The organism is Candidatus Palauibacter irciniicola (assembly GCF_965208695.1).
Lineage (GTDB): Bacteria > Gemmatimonadota > Gemmatimonadetes > Palauibacterales > Palauibacteraceae > Palauibacter > Palauibacter irciniicola.
The window spans coordinates 196,588-214,587 of sequence record NZ_OZ242352.1 but is presented as its reverse complement, the minus strand read 5'-3'; the positions used below and the strand labels follow the sequence as shown (position 1 = coordinate 214,587).

The 18,000-nt window shown below is 69.8% G+C and carries 19 protein-coding genes; all 19 read right to left on the bottom strand.

The annotated features are described in order from the left end of the window. Position 1: 1 nt before the first annotated feature. Entirely contained in the window at positions 2-946 is a 945-nt protein-coding gene (locus ACOGI9_RS00955) for a tyrosine recombinase XerC (protein WP_419858048.1), read from the bottom strand. Continuing rightward, on the bottom strand, positions 943-3,498 hold the full coding sequence (gene topA / locus ACOGI9_RS00950) for a type I DNA topoisomerase (RefSeq protein WP_419858047.1): 2,556 nt from the start codon (positions 3,496-3,498) through the stop codon (positions 943-945). The genes ACOGI9_RS00955 and topA overlap by 4 nt, the downstream gene beginning before the upstream one ends. 10 nt (positions 3,499-3,508) lie before the next feature. Continuing rightward, positions 3,509-4,075 carry a shikimate kinase gene (locus ACOGI9_RS00945; protein ID WP_419858046.1) on the bottom strand — a complete coding sequence of 189 codons (567 nt, stop codon included), beginning with the start codon at positions 4,073-4,075 and terminating at the stop codon, positions 3,509-3,511. 10 nt (positions 4,076-4,085) lie between these two features. Continuing rightward, on the bottom strand, positions 4,086-5,255 hold the full coding sequence (gene aroC, locus ACOGI9_RS00940; protein ID WP_419858045.1) for a chorismate synthase: 1,170 nt from the start codon (positions 5,253-5,255) through the stop codon (positions 4,086-4,088). A gap of 124 nt (positions 5,256-5,379) precedes the next feature. After that, positions 5,380-7,143 carry an AMIN domain-containing protein gene (locus ACOGI9_RS00935; protein ID WP_419858044.1) on the bottom strand — a complete coding sequence of 588 codons (1,764 nt, stop codon included), beginning with the start codon at positions 7,141-7,143 and terminating at the stop codon, positions 5,380-5,382. After that, positions 7,140-7,544 (bottom strand): hypothetical protein, encoded by a 405-nt coding sequence (locus ACOGI9_RS00930; RefSeq protein ID WP_419858043.1) that lies wholly within the window; start codon positions 7,542-7,544, stop codon positions 7,140-7,142. Before ACOGI9_RS00930 ends, ACOGI9_RS00935 begins: the two co-directional genes overlap by 4 nt. After that, positions 7,541-8,125, bottom strand: coding sequence for a type 4a pilus biogenesis protein PilO (gene pilO, locus ACOGI9_RS00925; protein WP_419858042.1), 585 nt, complete (start codon positions 8,123-8,125; stop codon positions 7,541-7,543). Before pilO ends, ACOGI9_RS00930 begins: the two co-directional genes overlap by 4 nt. A 2-nt stretch (positions 8,126-8,127) precedes the next feature. Further along, on the bottom strand, positions 8,128-8,748 hold the full coding sequence (locus ACOGI9_RS00920; RefSeq protein WP_419858041.1) for a PilN domain-containing protein: 621 nt from the start codon (positions 8,746-8,748) through the stop codon (positions 8,128-8,130). 22 nt (positions 8,749-8,770) lie between these two features. Further along, on the bottom strand, positions 8,771-9,730 hold the full coding sequence (gene pilM, locus ACOGI9_RS00915) for a type IV pilus biogenesis protein PilM (protein WP_419858040.1): 960 nt from the start codon (positions 9,728-9,730) through the stop codon (positions 8,771-8,773). Positions 9,731-9,733: 3 nt separating this feature from the next. Then, on the bottom strand, positions 9,734-10,582 hold the full coding sequence (locus ACOGI9_RS00910) for a hypothetical protein (RefSeq protein ID WP_419858039.1): 849 nt from the start codon (positions 10,580-10,582) through the stop codon (positions 9,734-9,736). Further along, positions 10,579-10,947: a type IV pilus modification PilV family protein gene (locus tag ACOGI9_RS00905; protein WP_419858038.1), complete on the bottom strand. Its 369-nt coding sequence runs from the start codon at positions 10,945-10,947 to the stop codon at positions 10,579-10,581. Before ACOGI9_RS00905 ends, ACOGI9_RS00910 begins: the two co-directional genes overlap by 4 nt. Then, positions 10,944-11,411: a prepilin-type N-terminal cleavage/methylation domain-containing protein gene (locus ACOGI9_RS00900; RefSeq protein ID WP_419858037.1), complete on the bottom strand. Its 468-nt coding sequence runs from the start codon at positions 11,409-11,411 to the stop codon at positions 10,944-10,946. Before ACOGI9_RS00900 ends, ACOGI9_RS00905 begins: the two co-directional genes overlap by 4 nt. A gap of 82 nt (positions 11,412-11,493) precedes the next feature. Beyond that, positions 11,494-11,919, bottom strand: coding sequence for a type IV pilin protein (locus tag ACOGI9_RS00895; protein ID WP_419858036.1), 426 nt, complete (start codon positions 11,917-11,919; stop codon positions 11,494-11,496). Positions 11,920-12,028: 109 nt separating this feature from the next. After that, positions 12,029-12,490, bottom strand: coding sequence for a hypothetical protein (locus ACOGI9_RS00890; RefSeq protein WP_419858035.1), 462 nt, complete (start codon positions 12,488-12,490; stop codon positions 12,029-12,031). 72 nt (positions 12,491-12,562) lie between these two features. Further along, positions 12,563-13,594: a type II secretion system F family protein gene (locus ACOGI9_RS00885; RefSeq protein ID WP_419858034.1), complete on the bottom strand. Its 1,032-nt coding sequence runs from the start codon at positions 13,592-13,594 to the stop codon at positions 12,563-12,565. Positions 13,595-13,765: 171 nt separating this feature from the next. Next, positions 13,766-14,857 (bottom strand): type IV pilus twitching motility protein PilT, encoded by a 1,092-nt coding sequence (locus tag ACOGI9_RS00880; protein WP_419858033.1) that lies wholly within the window; start codon positions 14,855-14,857, stop codon positions 13,766-13,768. A gap of 10 nt (positions 14,858-14,867) precedes the next feature. Further along, complete coding sequence (locus ACOGI9_RS00875; protein WP_419858032.1) at positions 14,868-16,394, bottom strand: GspE/PulE family protein; 1,527 nt, start codon at positions 16,392-16,394, stop codon at positions 14,868-14,870. After that, positions 16,376-17,074 (bottom strand): ComEA family DNA-binding protein, encoded by a 699-nt coding sequence (locus ACOGI9_RS00870; RefSeq protein WP_419858031.1) that lies wholly within the window; start codon positions 17,072-17,074, stop codon positions 16,376-16,378. The genes ACOGI9_RS00875 and ACOGI9_RS00870 overlap by 19 nt, the downstream gene beginning before the upstream one ends. Positions 17,075-17,155: 81 nt before the next feature. Then, positions 17,156-17,836 carry an energy transducer TonB family protein gene (locus ACOGI9_RS00865; RefSeq protein ID WP_419858030.1) on the bottom strand — a complete coding sequence of 227 codons (681 nt, stop codon included), beginning with the start codon at positions 17,834-17,836 and terminating at the stop codon, positions 17,156-17,158. Between the last annotated feature and the right edge of the window lie 164 nt (positions 17,837-18,000).

Here is an 18,000-nt window from a genome sequence, read left to right as displayed (position 1 = left end):
TTCATTCTCCTCCGCGTGGGTGGGCCCGGGAGTGTACGCGCTTGAGGCGGTCCACGGATGTGTGCGTGTAGATCCGGGTCGTGCTCAGACTCGCGTGTCCCAGCATCTCCTTCACCGAGACGAGGTCCGCCCCCCGGTCGAGCAGGTGGGTCGCGAAGGAGTGGCGCAGCGAATGCGTGGTCAGCCGGTCGCCCTCCGCGACCCGCGCGAGTTGGGCCGTCACGTCGCGCTGGATCTGCCGCCGCGAGAGGCGGGTGCCGCGAACGGAGAGGAACGCGGCCCGGGAGGAGCCTTCCCCCCGTTTGCCGAAGTAGGCGCCGAGCGCTTCCGACGCGGGCCGGCCGAGAGGGACCACGCGCTCCTTCCCGCCCTTGCCGAGCGCGCGCACCTGCCCGGCGCGGCGGTCCACGGCGGTCACGTCGAGGCCCTGCACCTCCGCCAGGCGCAGTCCGCACGAGTAGAGCAACTCGAGGAGGGCCCAGCGCCGGAGCGCCACCGCGGACCCGTCCCGCCGCGCCGCCTCGCCGGCGGAGTCGAGCAGTTCGCGGGCGTCCTCCTCGCTCAGGAAGGTGGGCAGCGTCCGGTCCCGGCGCGGGGTGCGGACGAGCCGGGCCGGGCTGGCCTCCACCCGGTCCGTGCGCTGGAGGAAGGCGAAGAAGGCGCGCACGGCGGCGAGCTTGCGGCCGATCGAGGAACGCTTCAGCCCGCGCGACTCGAGCTCTCCCATGAAGGAACGGATGGACACGCGATGCACGTCCGCCCAGCCCCAGTCGTGCGTCCCCTCGTACGCGCTCACGAAGGCCTCGAACTGATCGAGGTCGCGGCGGTACGCGGAAACGGTGTTGGGGGACAGCCGGCGCTCTGCGCGGGCGTAGCGAAGGAAGTCTTCGACCCATGCGCGCCGGGCTCGCGCCCCCGCATCGGCGGGCGCGGACGTCCGGGTCATTTTCTCGACGACTTCTTGCGGGGGCCGCCGCGCCGCCCGCCCGCCTTTCTGGTCGCGTCGCGCTCCTTCCGCTTCCTCAGCAGGTCCAGCGCCACGTCCAGCGTGACCTCGTCGGGCTCCGTCCCCTTGGGTAGCGACGCGTTCGTCTTGCCGTGCTTCACATACGGACCGTAGCGACCCTTGTAGATCGCGATCGACTCGCCGTCATCCGGGTGCGCGCCGACTTCCCGCAGCGGCGTGGCGCTCGCCCGGCGGCCCCGCGTCTTGGGCGCGGAGAGCAGCTCCATGGCGCGCTCGAACGTGATGTCGAGCGGGTCGTCGTGCTCCGTCAGCGAACGGTAGTCCGACTGGTGGACGACGTACGGGCCGTAGCGCCCGATGCCCACCTTCACCGGGTCGCCGCTCTCCGGGTGCGCGCCGAGCGGGGCGGGCATGGCGAGCAGTTTGAGCGCCGTCGTCAGCGACACATCCTCCGGCCGCACGTTCTTCGGGAGGGAGGCGCGTTTCGGCTTCTGTCCGTCCGCCCTCTCGCCTCGCTGCACGTAGGGGCCGAAGCGCCCCTCCATGAGGTAGATGGTCTCTCCGGAATCGGGGTCCTCCCCGAGACGATCCGGGCCTTCCGCCCGCTTCCGGAGGAGGTCGATCGCCTGCTCCTCGCTGAGGTCGGCCGGGGCCACGTCGTCGGGGAGGGAGGCGGTGAGCCGGTCGCCGTTTTTCTCGAGTTCGAGGAAGGGCCCGTAGCGGCCGATCCGCACACGGGGAGTGAGATCCTGGAGCCGCACGGTCGAGGCCTCGCGCGGGTCGATGGCCGCTTCGCGCTCGACGAGCCGCGCTTCGAGCCCGTCTCCGCCGCTGTAGAAATCCCCGAGGTAGGCGCGCCAGTCCACGTTGCCGCGAGCGATCTCGTCCAGCGCCTCCTCCATCTCGGAGGTGAACCCGGTGTCGACGAGGTTCGGGAAGTGATCCTCCAGGAGGCCGGTCACCGCGAAGGCGATGAAGGTGGGGACGAGTTGCTTGCCCTGCCGTACCGCGTACCCGCGATCGACGACGGTCGAGATGATGGCGGCGTACGTGGAGGGACGCCCGATTCCGTCCGCCTCCAGCTCCTTCACGAGCGCCGCGTCCGTGAAGCGGGGAGGCGGCTTCGTCTCGTGCTTCCGGCTCTCCAGCCTGCGGTTCTCGAGCGTCTGACCCTCCCGCATGTCCGGGAGCACCGTCTCCTGGTTCTCCAGTGCCGCGTCCGGATCGTCGGACCCTTCAACGTAGGCGCGGAAGAAGCCGGGGAACTCGATCACCTTCCCCGCGGCCCGGAAGCGCGCCTCCTCCGCATCCACCTGCACGTTCAGATGCCGCAGCCGGGCATCGGCCATCTGCGTCGCGACCGCGCGTCTCCAGATCAGCTCGTAGAGCGCCTTCTGCCGGCCGGTGAGCCCGAGTTCATCGGCGGTCCGCATGTCGGTGCCGGCCGGGCGAATCGCCTCGTGGGCCTCCTGCGCCGAGCGGGACTTCGTCCTGTAGCGCCGCGGGGAGGGGCTCAGGTATTCCTTCCCGTACCGGGCCGCCACCCGGCTTCGAATCGCCGTGATCGCGGCTTCGGAGAGCGTGACGGAATCGGTCCTCATGTAGGTGATGCGGCCGGCCTCGTAGAGCGCCTGCGCGATCCGCATCGTCTCCCGGGCCCCGAGGTTCAGCTTGCGGTTGGCCTCCTGCTGGAGGGTCGCCGTCGTGAACGGAGGATACGGGCTCCGCTTCGACCGCTTCTCCCGCAGGCTGACGACGGTGAAGGTCGCGTCGGCCAACCGCGCGCGGAGCGCCTCGGCGCGTTCCCGGTCCAGCAGGACGACCTTGCGGCCGGACTTGAGGGCGCCGGTGCGCTCGTCGAAATCCCGGCCCGTCGCGATCGCGACGCCGTCGAGGGCGGCGAGGTCGGCCGTGAAGGCGCCCCCGTCCGCGGCGAGGTGCGCGCGCAGACGCCACCAGGCGCCGCTCCGGAAGGCGCGCCGTTCCCGTTCGCGCTCCACGAGCAGGCGGACGGCGACCGACTGCACGCGGCCGGCCGAGAGTCCCGGCTTGATCTTCTTCCACAGGAGCGGCGAGACCCTGTACCCGACGAGACGATCCAGAATCCTGCGCGCCTGCTGGGCCTCGATGCGGGGGAGGTCGATCTCTCCCGGCCGCTCGAGCGCCGCGAGCACGGCGGTCTTCGTGATCTCGTTGAACGTGATGCGGTGGAACCGCTCCCGCAGCGACCGCTTGCGCGCGGTCAGAGCCTCGACGATGTGATAGGCGATCGCCTCGCCCTCCCGGTCGGGGTCCGTGGCGAGGAGGATGGAGTCCGCCTTCGCCGCCGCCGCGCGCAGCTTGCGGAGGACGGGTTCCTTCCCCTCGATCGTGACGTACTCCGGCTCGAACCCCTTGTCGATGTCGACGCCGAGGCCGCTCCTGGGGAGGTCCCGGACGTGGCCGACGGATGCCTGCACGCTGAAGCCGGCCCCGAGGTACGACTCCAGGGTGCGGGCCTTGGCCGGCGACTCCACGATGACGAGATTCACGGGCGGTCTCTCAACTCTCCTGTTGTCCTGCCGTCGGTCCTTCCCCGTCCGCCTGCGGGCCGGCGGCGAAATGCCGCAGACTCCTCAGCGCTACCTCCACCACGGCTTCCGGTTCCCTTCCATCCGTCTCCAGCACCACTTCGGCCTCCGCGTATGCGGCCTCCCGCGCCGCGAGCAGCGTGGCGAGCGCGGCCTCGGGGTCGCTTCCGGCCAGCAGAGGCCGGGCCTCGGCGCCCTCCCGGGAGAGGCGATGGATCGCGGTCTCGGGGCGCACGCGCAACCAGACGCGTACCCGGCCGCCGGACGCACGGTCGATGTCCCGGCGCGCCATCCACCCGCCTCCGGTCGCGACGACGACGTTCTTTTTTCGGGCCATGCGGGCGGACTCGTCGGCCTCGAGCCGCCGGAACTCGCCTTCCCCGCGGCGACGGAACATGCGGGAGATCGATTCGCCGGCTCGCGCTTCGATCTCGCGGTCCAGGTCGACGAACCGGTAGCCCAAACGCCGCGCCAGGATCGGGCCTATGGTGCTCTTCCCCGATCCGGAGAGGCCGACGAGCCAGATCTTTCGGGGCACGCTCGACACGTCACGTCCCGACCCGGGCGAGGTAGCTCTCCACGTTGGACCGCATCTCCGCGAGGCTGTCGCCGCCGAACTTCTCGATCCACGCGTCCGCCAGCACCAGCGCCATCATCGCCTCCCCGACGATCCCGGCGGCGGGCACCGCGCACACGTCGCTCCGCTCGAGGACCGCCTTGGCGGGTTCTCCGGTCCGGGTGTCCACGCTGTCCAGAGGGCGGCGCAGCGAACTGAGCGGCTTCATCGCCACGCGGGCGACGATGTCGCCTCCCGTCGTCATGCCGCCTTCCAGGCCTCCGGCGTTGTTCCGCCGCCGCCTGTAGCCTCCGCTCCCGCCACGCGCCGGGTCCCTTTCGATCTCGTCGTGGACATCGGACCCCCGGTGACGCGCGGCTTCGAATCCCATTCCGATCTCGACGCCCTTCATCGCGTGGATCGACATCATCGCGCCACCGATGCGACCGCCGAGGCGGGTCTCCCACGTGACGTGGCTCCCGAGGCCCACGGGCACGCCACGCGCGACGACCTCGAACACGCCTCCCAGCGAGTCGCCGGCGCGACGGGCCGCATCGATCGCGTCGACCATCGCGGCGGTCGCATCGGGGTCGATGCAGCGCACGGGCGACGCGTCGGCCACGGCGAGCAGATCCTCCGGCAGCGGCAACCCGGGCGGCACCTCCGCCGGACCGATCGACACCACGTGACTCTCGACGCGCACGCCGAACTCGCCCAGCAACCGCTTGGCGACGGCCCCGGCGGCGACGCGCGCGGCGGTCTCCCGCGCGCTCGCCCGCTCGAGGATGTCGCGGGCGTCCTTCCGTCCGTACTTGAGCATCCCCGCGAGGTCGGCGTGTCCCGGCCGCGGCAGGTACACCCGGCGCAGGAGTTCGTCGTCGTCCACCTCCGGCGCCTCGACCGCCATCGCCGCGCCCCAGTTCCTGAAGTCGCGGTTGGGGATCCGGATCGCGACCGGAGCCCCCAGCGTCTCCCCGAGGCGGACGCCGCCGAAGATCTCGCCCACGTCCTTCTCGATCTTCATGCGGCCCCCGCGGCCGTGCCCGCCCTGCCGGCGCGCCAGCTCCCGCGCGATATCGTCGGGCGCGAGCGCCAATCCGGCGGGGATCCCCTCCAGCACGGCGACCACGGCGGGGCCGTGCGTTTCGCCCGCCGTGGTCAACCTCAGACACCTCAGCATTCCGTCCTCATCGCGTGAACATCGCGTGGACCTCTCCTCATCGAACGGCCGTTCCAACGGCGGGAAAAGGATGCGCCGAGGGCGGGAGCCGCAACCTGCCGCCCTCCTAGCGACCCCCGGGCCGGCGCCGGACGATGTGGGGCGTGACGAGGATAATGAGGTCCTGCTTCACTTCGTTCTCCTTGGTGCTTCGGAACAGATTTCCGATCAGCGGGAGGTTCATCAGCCCGGGAATCCCGCTGCGGCTCCGGCTCACCTCGCTCAGCGTGAGCCCGCCGATCACGGCGGTCTCGCCGTCATCGAGCAGCAGTGTCGTCTCACCAATCTGCTTCTCGAACACGAAGCCCACATCCGAGAGTCCGAGCTTCAGACCGGACCGTTCGGCCATCAGTTCCAGCCGGATCTGGTCGTTGTTCGTCACGTGCGGCACGACATCCAGAATGATCCCCGTGTCCTCGAAGTCGACATTGACCCGCGCGGACTCGGTCTGGGCTCCCGGCTCCAGGACCCGGATCGGGGTGCGTTCGCCGACCTGGATCCTTGCGTGCGCGTGGTCCACGACCTGGATCGAGGGCGCCGCCTGGACGTCCGACAACTGGTGGGACTCGAGCGCTTCGAGGAACGAGAAGAGGGAGAACTCCCCGAACGCCACGGCCGTCAGAATCTGGAGGGCGGGCCCGATCGGACGATCGTTCGCGTTCGCCAACGCCGCGACCGCGGAACCTCCCAGGCTCACGAGCGTTTCGTTCGTCCGCCGGACAAACCCCTGATCGACGGTGCCGTCGCCGTCCACATCCACGAGTTGGGGCGGCGCGTTGGGATCGGGCACCGCGATGAAGTCGTTGAGGCCCTGCTCCACGACGTCGCCGTTCCGCTCCTTGAGGTCGTACACGATCCCCAGTTGCTGCACGTCCGTCCGATCGACGAACACGATCTTCGCCTCGATCGCGACCTGGGGGAGCCGCCGGTCCAGCGCCGCGATGATCGTATCCATCCGCGCGACGACGGACGGTGCGTCGGTCACAATGACGGTGTTGCTGCCCGAGAAAGACACGACCTGGCCGCGGTTGGGCGTGGCCAGGTGTCGGAGCGTCTCGGCCACGGAATCCGCCCGCGCGTAGTTGACCCGGATCACGCGCGTCTCGCTGAGCAGTTGATCCCGCGCCTGGAGGTTCTCCAGCCAGTCCACGACGATGATTCCGCTCTCGGTCCGGTGCCAGCCGAGGTTCTGGGCCGACAGGATCGCGTTGAGCGCCACGTCCCACGGCTGGTCGCGGATGTCGATGCCTCGAACGATGACGGACGCGACATCCCCGTTCGGGACGACGGAGATGTCCGCGAACTCGGAGAACCCGGCGAGGACGTCGAGCATGCTGGCGCTGTCGTACACCACCGAGATGCGCGGTTCGGTCTCCGGCACGACGGGCAGCGGTGCGGCAACACCCTGGACCTCCGTCTCGGAAGCCTCCGGAACATCCGTCGTGGACCAGGCCGGAAATGGCGGCCCGGGGTTGCGGAAGGTCACGCGAATCGCTCCGGAGTCCGCGGCGACGCGGTAGGCGACTTGCCGATCGAGGTCGAACACGAGCCGTATCGTCTCGGGCCGGAACTGGGTTGAACGCAGGCCGAGCACTCCGCCGCGGTCGATCCGGTTGTAGCGGCCCTGCGCCAGTCCCGCATTCGCCCCCCTGATGTCCAGGAGCAGCCGCGGCGGGTTGGTGAGCATCATGTGGCGGTGCGTGGCCGGTCCGTCGAGGACCACCGTGATCTCGGTGTCCGTCCCCTCCGGCGCGATCCTCACTTCCCGCATATCGGCTGCGGGCGTCGCCGCAAGCGCTACGGCGAAGGGGAGAATGATGCGCGAGATCATGCTCCTGTCCCCCGTTCGCGCCGTACGCGCAGCGTCTCGCGACGGCTGACCCCGAAGCTCGTGATCACGAAATCCACCTCCTCCGTACGGATTTGTAAGACCCGGGCCGCGCCGATGTTGTCGCGTTCGCGGGCACGGTAGCGCCGCCCGGTCGTTCGATCGATCAGAATCGCCACGCTTCCGAGTTGCGGGGTGTACAGCACGCCGACCAGCGCAAGGTCGCCGAAACGGGGCCCCGCCCGCGTGTCGAGGTGAAGCGGCTGGAACGGGTCGCGGCGGTCGAAGGCGGGGTAGGTGAAGACCTCCCGCTCGTAGATCGGCGGTCGCGTCTGTGCCGCGACCTCCCACGGCCCGGTCCCGCACGTCGCGGCGAGCACCGCGGCAAGAGTCAGGCGATTCATCTTGCCTCCGGCGAAGGGGTGTCCTCGGGCGGCAGCACGAAGGTCTCGAGGCTGAAGCGGACGTGTACGAGTTGCCGCCCCGAGTCGGCGATCCGGGAAGGGACGATCTCGTCGACCTCGGGCCGGACGAGGCGGGCGAAGCCGGCGATTCGCGTCAGGAGCGTCCCGACATCGTGGTAGGCCCCCTCGACCTGAAGCGCCCACTGCTGCCGCACGAAGTACCCGGTGGAGTCGACCACGGGATCGGCGGGCAGTGCGTGGACGAGTTCGAGGCCCAGCGACTGCGTTTCGGCCGCGATGGCTTCATAGATGGCCTCGACCTCACCCTCTCGCGGAACAAGCCGTTGCAGCTCCGCGAGTTGCCGTTCACCGAGCGCGAGATCCTCGCGCATCGCATCCAGGGTGCCGTCACCCAGCTCGGCGATCGCGTTAACCCGCTCGGCCCGCTCCACCCGCTCCGCCAACGCGGCCAGTTCCGCCTTGCGCGGGTTCCAGAAGCGCAGCTGGAAGGCCGTCCCGCAGCCCAGCAGGAGTACGAGCCCAAGCACCCGGTACTGAGCGCGGGGATCCCTGGGCAGCACGGTCAGGTGGGCTCGACCCGCCGCAGGGCGGGGGCATGGGCGAACCGAAGCACGAGGGTGAAGGCCTGCCGGGAGCCCTGATCGGAATCGGACCCCTGCTGCTGGCTTCCGATGATCTTCACATCGGCGATGTGGTTCGACATCCCCAGGCCTCGGACGAACTCCGTGATCGCGAGCGGATTGCCCGCAACGCCCTGGAGTTCGACCGCAAGGTCGGGCGGCGCCGACAGTTGACGCAGCGAAGTCAGCCAGGCCGGGGGCGGGAGCGCGCGGCTGATTTCGTCCATCAGGTGCGGCCACGCGAACCGGTCTCGGTCCAGCTGTTCGACCAGTGCGACACGCTCGCGGATCTCGCGAGACCTTTCCGTCAGACTGTCACTTGCGGCCCGGAGCTCGGCGAGCCGCGCCGAGTCCGCCACGACCGCTTCGAGACGCGCCCCGAGTTCCCGGGCTTCGGTCCGCTGCAGCCACCACAGCGCGGCCGTGCCCGGCAGGATCGTCAGCGCCGAAATCAGCAGTGCGACACCCCAAACGTCGATGCGGAGGACGCTCCCGGCAGTCTCGTCGGTCACGAACCCTTGCCGCGCACGCGGGGAGTCGGGCAGAAGGTTGATCTCGATCATGGCCGTTCCCGCCTCTCCACGGTCAGGCACCCCGGACCGGGGACCTGAGGGCCAGCCCGACCGAGAGCATGAGCAGCGGCGCCACCGAGCCCAGGTCTGCCCGGTCCGCGACATCGGGCGCAACCTCGATGCGTTCGAACGCACTCGCGAGGCGCGTTTCGACGCCGGTTGTATCTGCGAGGATCTCGACCAGTCCGGACGCCGTGGCTCCTCCCCCGCACAGGTAGGCGCGTGCGATCCCCGGTCCCGTCTCTACGAACGCCCCCGCCCGGTCGATGCCGCGCGCGATCCGGCGGGCGCACTCGTCCAGCTCGTTCGCGGTCGGAGCGCCGATGGCCAGTTCCCGGGTCAGCAGGGGAAGTCCGTTTCGGAGCAGGTGTATGGCCGTCGACTGGACCCCGATGTCGACCAGCACGGTCACACCCTTCATGGCGGTCGGATGGTTCGCCTCGAAGGCGTTGCGAAGGGCCAGGGCTTCCACGTCGATGACCGTGGGGTTCAGGTCGGCCCGCCGCAGGAGTGCGACCCGCGTCTGGACGACGTCGCGCTTCGCCGCCGCCAGCAACACGGTCATCGTCGAGCCTTCGCCCTTCGGATCGATGATCGCGAAGTCCAGTTCCACGTTCTTCATGTCGAAGGGGACGTGCTGCTCGGCTTCCCACGGCATCACGGCGCGGGCCTCCGCCTCATCCATCCGGTCGATTTCGATCACCTTGCTCAGGACGTCGCGCCCGCCGATGCCGATGACGACATCGTGGGGCTTGATTCGCTCCCGCCTGAACATCGAGGAAAGCGTGTCGGCGACGCGCTCCGGCTCCCGGATCGTGCCACCGCGCACGGCGTCCGGCTCGTTGGCAGCGGTCGCGAGGGCGGTCAGGCGCGGCCCGTTTTCGCCATGCTCGATCACCGCGGCCTTGCTGAAGCCGCTGCCGATATCGAGTCCGACGGTCGCTTTCCGGCGCCGCAATCCGAATCGCCCCATGTGTCAGTTTCGGAGCGACATCGCGTAGACGACCCGCCGACCCCCGGCGCGCCCGTTTCGGCCGATGGCCGTACCGGTCAGCCGGACCTCGCGCACGCGGGAAAGAGCCCCGGTCGATACGCGGGCCTGGATCGCGCCGCTCGACAACCGGTACTCGAACGCCGCGCCGGGCTCGAGTGGGGATACGAACTCCTGGCCGTTGCGCCGGATAGACACCGTCGCCGACCCGGAAGCGGATCGGTGGATGGCGTAGGTGAGGCGCCCGTAGATGCGGGCGAGCGAGCCGGGCTCGGGCATCGGGGCGAGGCCTCCGCTCCAGCCGCTCGCGCGACGGAACCACCGGGTCGGCATCCGGTTCGCCGGATCCGCCCCGGCCGCCCGGCAAGCGGCCTCCGCCGCCGCCGAAACACCGGAAACGGGCGTAAGTCCGTCCGTGTAGACCCAGGCCGCCGAGTACGGTCCGGAAAGCGCCGTGCCGCGCCACCCGGACTGAAGGTTTGCGGCGATCGAATCGTAGGCGAAGAGATCGACGGAGCCGCCGCTCGCCGTACCACATACGACGGCCCTCAACACGTCCACGCGGATGGACACCGTGTCGGGTGTCGCAAGCAGCAGGTCGCCCGGCCCGGCGGCGCGGATCTCCGGTCCCAGCCCATCAGACAGAGCGCGCGCGATCTGCGAGGCCTGGATCGTGTCCTCATTACGCAGATGGAAGGCGCTCTGACTCCCCAGCAGTCCGATGAGCAAGCCGATGAGCAGACCGGCCCCTGTCAGCGCGACCAGCATCTCGGCGAGCGTGAACCCCTCCTGGCGGCAGGCCCCGGCCGGCGCGAGGCGGCGTGGCACGCTCATGGCGCCGCGGGCAGCGGGCGAGGGCGCGACAGGACGATCTCGAGCTCCGCCTCCGGGGCCGGCGGCAGCGACACCGTCACTCGCGCGTGCTTGAGCCGCGGCGACCGTGCGGTCACATCGAGCGACACATCGAATCGACGTCCGCCGATGTCGGCAGCGCTCGTGCGGGAAGCCGCGGCGGCATGTCCGGCCCGCACAAGCGACTCCACGGCGTTTCGACCCGCGAGGGCGTGCTCCGTTTCCCACGCCGCACGGAGCGCCTGCGAACCGACCCCGAGCACTACGCCCGCCGCGCCAAGGACTCCGACGGACGTCACGACGATGGCCAGCAGCACCTCGACCAGACTGAAGCCCGCGGTCTTCAATGTTGAAAAGTCTCCGTGCGAACCTGGCCCACGAAGTTCGACACCAGCCGAATGCCTCGCTCGCCACGATACAGGTAGACGTTGCCGGGGGATCCGTGTCCCCGCGCGTTGAAACGGAGAGTTGAGGGCTGCAACCGCAGCGAGTCGAGCCGACCGAGAACGTGTCTCCCGAGGTCGACGCGAGACAGCAGCGACCCTCCCCGCCGCGATACTTCGAGCCGGGTCCCCACGAGTGTCACCGCAGTCGGCACATGGGTCGCCACGGCGTGGAGACGTGCCAGCGTGAGTTGCGACTCCGCCACGCGGGCGGCTCGCGTCAGGCTGAAACGGGCGAGGGGTTCGCGAGAGATGATGAAGGTCGCGGCCAATCCTGCGACCGCCAGCGCGACCGCGACCTCCACCAGACTGAACCCACTCCGCCCTGCGTGCGGTCCGGGCGGTCTACGTGATCCGTCTTGCTGCACGGGGTGCTCCCTCTTCCTGAATGAGCGTTGCCGACTGTTTCCGTAAGCATGGTCCCCCGTGTCAACGGCGCATCAACGGCTGTTAGCAACTGGTAGCCTCGATGATCTGTCCGACGGCTCCCGAGGCGTTGCCGGCCGACGAATTGACGCACCACGTGTTCGGCGAGGATGCGTGTTTCGCCGTGATCTGGTAGCCGTCCAGATACGCCGTCACCGTCAGCGCGACGTTCGTGCTGGCCTGGAAATCCGGAGTGCCGTCGCCGTCCAGGTCCCCCGCTCCTCCCGCGGCCACGGCGATCGCGGCATACGCCTGGTGGTTGAAGAAGTACGCTTCCTCGGCCGTCATCAGGTTGCGAATGTCGCTCTGCGCGGCGGCGTCGAACGCCTTCTCCTTCGTGCTCGTGAACTGCGGAATCGCGATCGCCGCGAGAATGCCGATGATGACGACCACGATCAGCAACTCGATCAGCGTGAACCCCTCCGCACCACTCCTCGTCGTTCTCCTCATCCCTCTCCTCACTTCCGCCCGGGTTGGATCCTCCGGCAGCACCTCCGGTGGGGCTGCTCGGGCCGCGGTTCCGGCGGGGCGCCGGTGACCGCGGACGGTTACCCCACAATTAGACATCATCCAGCAACGGGGTCTCAACGTCCCAGTCGGGCGGTTCATCGAAGCCGGTCGCGGCACGGATTCGACCGTGCCGCACCGACAGGGTCAGCGAATGCACCCGTCCGGCGCCGTCGCGCAGCGGGCGGCGGATCTCCTGTGTCCCGGCCGACGGCTCGGGAGGCGGCAATCCCAGTGCACGCAACGCCTTCGGCACCGTGTCGAATCCTTCCGCGAAGACGGCCGTCCACGACCGGACGAGGGCCGGCCCGCCGATCCGATCCGGCCTGGCTCTCAGGCGCAGCGTCCAGTTGGGAGCCTCGAAGCGAAGCCAGCGGTCCCCTCCCACGCGCCGGTCCGCCGCCGCGCGTCCGTACCGCTCGAAGGCCGCTTCGACGGACTGGCGGAGGAGATCCTGCACGCAGGGAGCCGTCTGGCGGGGGATCGTGTCGTCGTCGTTTGTGCTCGCGGACATGCGCCAAGAAGAGGAACCGGGGGAAGCCCCGCAAGCCGCGGCGATCCGCGGCCGGCGAGGGCCCCGGCCGCGTCACTGGATCGCGTTGATGAGTTCGAAGATGGGGAGGTACATGGCGATGATCATCCCGCCGACGAGGCCTCCGAGGATCACGATGAGGACGGGCTCCAGTATTCTCAGCAGACTCTCCGCGCCGGCATCGACTTCGTCGTCGTAGAAGTCGGCGATCCGGGCCAGCATCCCATCGAGGTCTCCGGTCTCTTCTCCGACATGGATCATTCGGGCCACCATGGGTGGGAAGGCCCGCGTTTCGCGCAGCGGCCGCGCGATGGAGTCACCCCGCCGGATGGCGGTCCGACTCGCCTGTATCGCGTCCTCGATCACGCGGTTCCCCGCGGTCCGCGCCGTGATCTCGAGTCCCTCGAGAATCGGAACGCCCGACGAGAGCAGCGTTCCCAGCGTCCGCGTGACGCGGGACACCGCCGCTTTCCGGATCAGCGATCCGAGAACCGGAAGTTGCAGCAGGGTACGGTCGAAGCGCCGCCGGCCCGCGTCCGTCGCGATCCAGCGGCGCAGCATCAGGACCGCGCCGCCCGCCACGGCGAGCAGCGCCCACCACCACTTCTGGACCATCCCCGACAGACCGATGACCGCGCGGGTCGGGAGGGGGAGCGTCGCATCAAAGCTCGCGAACACCGTCTCGAACGTCGGGATCACAAAGAGGAGGAGCGTCGCGACGACAGCCATGGCCACCGCGAGCACGACGGCGGGATAGAGCATGGCGCCCTTCACCTTTCGACGGATCTCTTCGCTCTTCTCGAGGAAGGTGGCCAGGCGGTCGAGAATCCCGTCCAGTCTGCTCCCGGATTCGCCCGCATGGACCATGTTCACGTAGAGCTGCGTGAAGACGCGGGGGTGCCTGCCGAGCGCGCCGGCCAGCGTGTTCCCGGCCTCGACATCGCGCAGCGTGTCGCGGGCCACCCGCCGAAGCGCGGCGTTGTCCGCCTGGAGCGCGAGGGTCTCGAGCGTCCGGGTGAGCGGCAACCCGGCGCTGATCATCACGGAGAACTGTCGCGTGAAGAGGACGAGATCACGCGTCTTCACCCGTACCGACGGTGCGAAGATGCGGCGCCACGCGCGCCGGCCCGCGTCCGCTGCGACAGACGTCACGGGCTCTCGACCGGGGGAGAGGTGGACCGACCGCCAGCCCCCACATCATCCACCCCGCGCCATCGCCGGCGGCCGGTCGCCACTGCTCTCCTCACGTCGACTCCGTCACCGAGCGGATCCGTCCGGCGCGGGCGTCGTACTCGCCATGCGACGGAATTCGGCGGGATCGGAGGTGATCCGGAGGCATTCGTCGAAGTCCACCTGCCGCCGGACATAGAGCTGGTGGAGCGCGTCGTTGAGCGTCCGCATGCCGAACCTGCGCGCGGCCTGCATCGCGGAATGGATCTGATGAACCTTCGCCTCCCGGATCAAAGCCCGGACCGCGGGCGTCGCGACCAGGATCTCGCAGGCGACGACGCGACCGCCGCCCCGCGCGCGGCGAAGCAGCGTCTGGGTGATGACCCCCTCGAAGACGTGGGCGAACTGGGCGCGCACCTGCTCCTGCCGGTGGGCCGCGAAGGCATCGATGATCCGGTGGATGGACTCCGCCGCCGAACGCGTATGCAGCGTGCCGAGCGCGAGGTGTCCGGTCTCCGCGACCGTGAGCGCGGCTTGAATCGTCTCGGGATCCCGCAACTCCCCGATGAGAATCACGTCCGGGTCCTGGCGCAGGGCGTAGCGGAGCGCGCTGGCGAAATTCGGCGTGTCCTGCCCGATCTCGCGCTGGTTCACGATGCAGCGTTTGTGCGGATGTACGAATTCGATCGGATCTTCGATCGTGACGATGTGGCCCGCGCGGGCCGTGTTGATGCGGTCCACCATCGCCGCCAGCGTCGTCGACTTTCCCGAGCCGGTGGGCCCCGTCACCAGCACGAGCCCGCGCGGTTTGTCCGCCAGCCGACCGACGACCGAAGGTACGCCGAGTTCGCGCAGACTCGGGATATCGACGGGCACGCGGCGGATGGCGCACGCCACGCTCCCCCGCTGCCGGAACAGGTTCGCGCGGAAGCGGGAGAGGCCGGGGATCGCGAAGCCGAAATCGAAGTCGGGCTCGCCCGCGAAGCGCTCGCGCTGTTCCTTCGAGAGCATCGAACGGCCGAGAGCTTCGGTATCCTCGGGATCCAGCGCGCCCTCCGCGCGACTGTCCGTGAGGTTGCCGTCGATCCGCAGCTTCGGGCGTTCGCCCGCCGTGAGGTGCAGGTCGGACGCTCCCCGCTCGACCATCTCGCTCAGCAGTTCCACCAGACGCGCGTCCATCCGGCCCGGCCTACGCCGGCGTCTCCCTGAGCACGTCTTCGAGCGTCGCGATCCCCCTTCGCGCCTTGGCGAACCCGTCCTGCCGCAGGGTGATCATTCCCTCGTCGACGGCGCAGCGCTCGATCTCCTCCGACGATGCGCCCGCCAGGACGAGTCGGCGGATCGCGGGAGACATCGGAAGGACTTCATAAAGGCCGTGACGGCCCGAGTACCCCGACCCGTCGCACGAATCGCAGCCCGCGCCGCGGTAGAAGGCGTCCGCGTCGCGTCTGCCCGCTTCCAGTCCCACCGAATTCAGGATCTCGGGGGCGTAGCTCGCCTCGACCCTGCAGTCGGGACAGATCCGGCCGACGAGCCGCTGGGCGGTGATGACCTTGACGGCGACGGCCACGTTGAACGCCTCGATCCCCATGTCCACGAGTCGCGTCGCGGTCGAAGCGGCGTCATTGGTGTGGAGGGTGGAGAGCACGAGATGGCCGGTGAGTGCCGCCTTCACGGCGATGCCGCCCGTCTCGCGGTCGCGGATCTCGCCCACCATGAGAATGTTGGGGTCCTGCCGCAGGAAGGCGCGAAGCGTCGTGGCGAAGGTGAGACCGATCTTCGGGCGTACCTGAACCTGGTTGATGCCTTCGATACTGTACTCGACGGGATCCTCGGCGGTCATGATGTTCGCCTCGGGCGTATTGAGTCTCGCGAGTGCGCTGTAGAGCGTCGTGGTCTTCCCGGATCCCGTGGGGCCCGTGACGAGAACCATGCCCGATGTCTGCGCGATCGCCGCGAGCAGTTCGCGCTCCGCGCGCGTCTCCATCCCGAACGACTCGAGGTCGAAGGCCTGCCGCTCCCTGTCGAGGATTCGGAGGACGACCTTCTCACCGAACAGCGTGGGAAGCGTGGAGACCCGGAAGTCGATGACCCGTTCGGCGACCGGCATCCGGATCCGGCCGTCCTGGGGAATCCGGCGCTCCGCGATGTCCAGGTCCGCCAGGATCTTGAGCCGAGACGTCAGGGCCGCCGCCAGCCGGAACGGCGGCCGCAAGATCTCGCGCAGTCTCCCATCCAGGCGATAGCGGACCCGCAGTTCAGTTTCGTACGGCTCGAAGTGAATATCCGAGGCGCCGCGATGTACCGCATCGCCGAGGATGTCATCGATGAGCCTGACGGCCGGCTCCTCGCTCGCTTCGGTCGAATCGGCTTCGGCCGGCGGTGCCGCGGCCGCCTGCTCCGCGCGCCCGCCTCCACGTGTCGTGGCAGCTTCATAGCTCCGGTCGATCCGTTGGCGGAGCGTGTGTTCTCCCACTCCAACGGCGTCGATCTCGAACTGGGTGAGGAACTGCAGGTCGTCGATGAGCGTCGCGTCGGACGGGTCCGCCATCGCGACGGAGAGCGTCCGGCCGGTGCGCCGCAGCGGGAGCACGAGATGCCGACTCGCAAACTCCGCCGGGATGAGACGAAGGACCCTCGGATCCGACGCCGGCCGCTTCCGCTTCGGGGCCGGCGTGTCCGCGGCCGGGGAAGGCGTCACCGCGTCCCCGCGCATACCTGTTCCCGGAAGCGCGCGAGGGAGCGTGCGCCGATGCCCCGGACGCGGGTGACGGCCTCGGGCGTTTCGAACGGGCCGTTCTCGCTTCGGTCCTCGATGATGCGGGCCGCGAGGGCGGGTCCGATGCCGGACAGGCTCTCGAGTTGCGCGCGGTCGGCTCGATTCAGATCGATCCGCGCGCCTCCGGGCGGACAGCCCGCCGACATCGGCGCGGCGGGAGGGAGGGCCGGGCGGTGCGCGGCGGGAGCGGGAGCGGAGCGGGGTGCTCCGGACTCGAAGCGGAGATGCGGCTCGAGGCGGCGCGCGGTGACCTCTCCCACTCCACGGACCCGTTCCAGGTCGGCGGTTTCGCGGAACGGAGCACGTTGCCGCTCCTCGATGAGAGCTTCCGCCAGGCTCGGACCGACGCCGGGCAGCCGGCGCAACTCATCGGCCGGGGCGCGGTTCACATCGATCTGTTCCCCATCGGCGAGCGGGGTCTGCGCCCGCTGCTCCCGGGTCAGGGCGGCGACGACCTCGCCCTCGATGCCCGCCAGATCCGTCGCGGGGTCGATCGCGTCGAGACCTTCAAGCCGGCCCGGGTCGGGCGCGAGGAGGGTGCGCGTCACGAGGCTCACGCCGACGAGCACGAGCGCGGCGCCCATTGCCTTGCGTTCCGCGCGATTCAGATCCCACACCCCTCACCTCCCCCGTAGCAGGTCCGATTCCTGCCCGAGGATCGGGGAGCGGATCAACCGGCCATCAAACCGGCCATCAAGTCAGAAGATGAAGGTGATCTCGGCCCAGCCGTCGACGGGGGTCCCGTGGCGGAGCGCGGGCCGGTATTCCCACGCCCGAACCTGGCGCATGATGTCGCGGTTGAAGTCCTCGTCCGGGGTCGGGGGGTCCAGTTCGACGAGACCGGGACGCCCGGTCGCGTCGACGAAGACGCGCACCGTCACCTCCATGCCGCGGACGGCGCTCGGGGGGTCCCAGTGCGGCACGACGGACCTTGGCACGGGGGACACGTATCCGTCGCCCTCGCCCCCGCCCGTCCCCTCGTCGCCGGCACCGATCCCCGCCCCGCTCCCGGGCGACGGCGCCGGCGCGCCGACGGGGAGCAGTTCGGAGGCCACCTCGATCTCCGCCTCCCGGACCTGGATCTCGGGCATGTCGACGGCGAGGACGGGCCGTGGCGGCGGAGGGATCTCGATCCTGCGGGGCATGGAAACCCTGAGCGCCCTCAGGCCGCCCCCGCCGGCGGGGAGGTCCGGATTCACGCCGGGCCGGGCCGCCGGCTCGAACTCGGGCGCCGGGCGCACCCACGCGAGGAGGAGGAGCGCGTGCAGGAGCGCGGAGGCAAGCATCCCGCCCCACCACACGGCCCGCTCCCGGCCGCGGGAGCGCGATGACGCGACCCGGTATCGCCAGTCCGGCCGTTTCCTTGTCGTCGTGCGCACAGGTTCGATCCGACTCCAGAATGGTCGCGAGGCCGTCGGGACGGCGTCACGCGGCGGTCAGCAATCCCCCGCTGAAGCATCGTACGGAAGGCCGCCCCCCCGGGTTCCCGGCGCTTGCCGCCCGGTCAGACCCTCCGGCACATTGTGCGCCACCCGGCATGCGC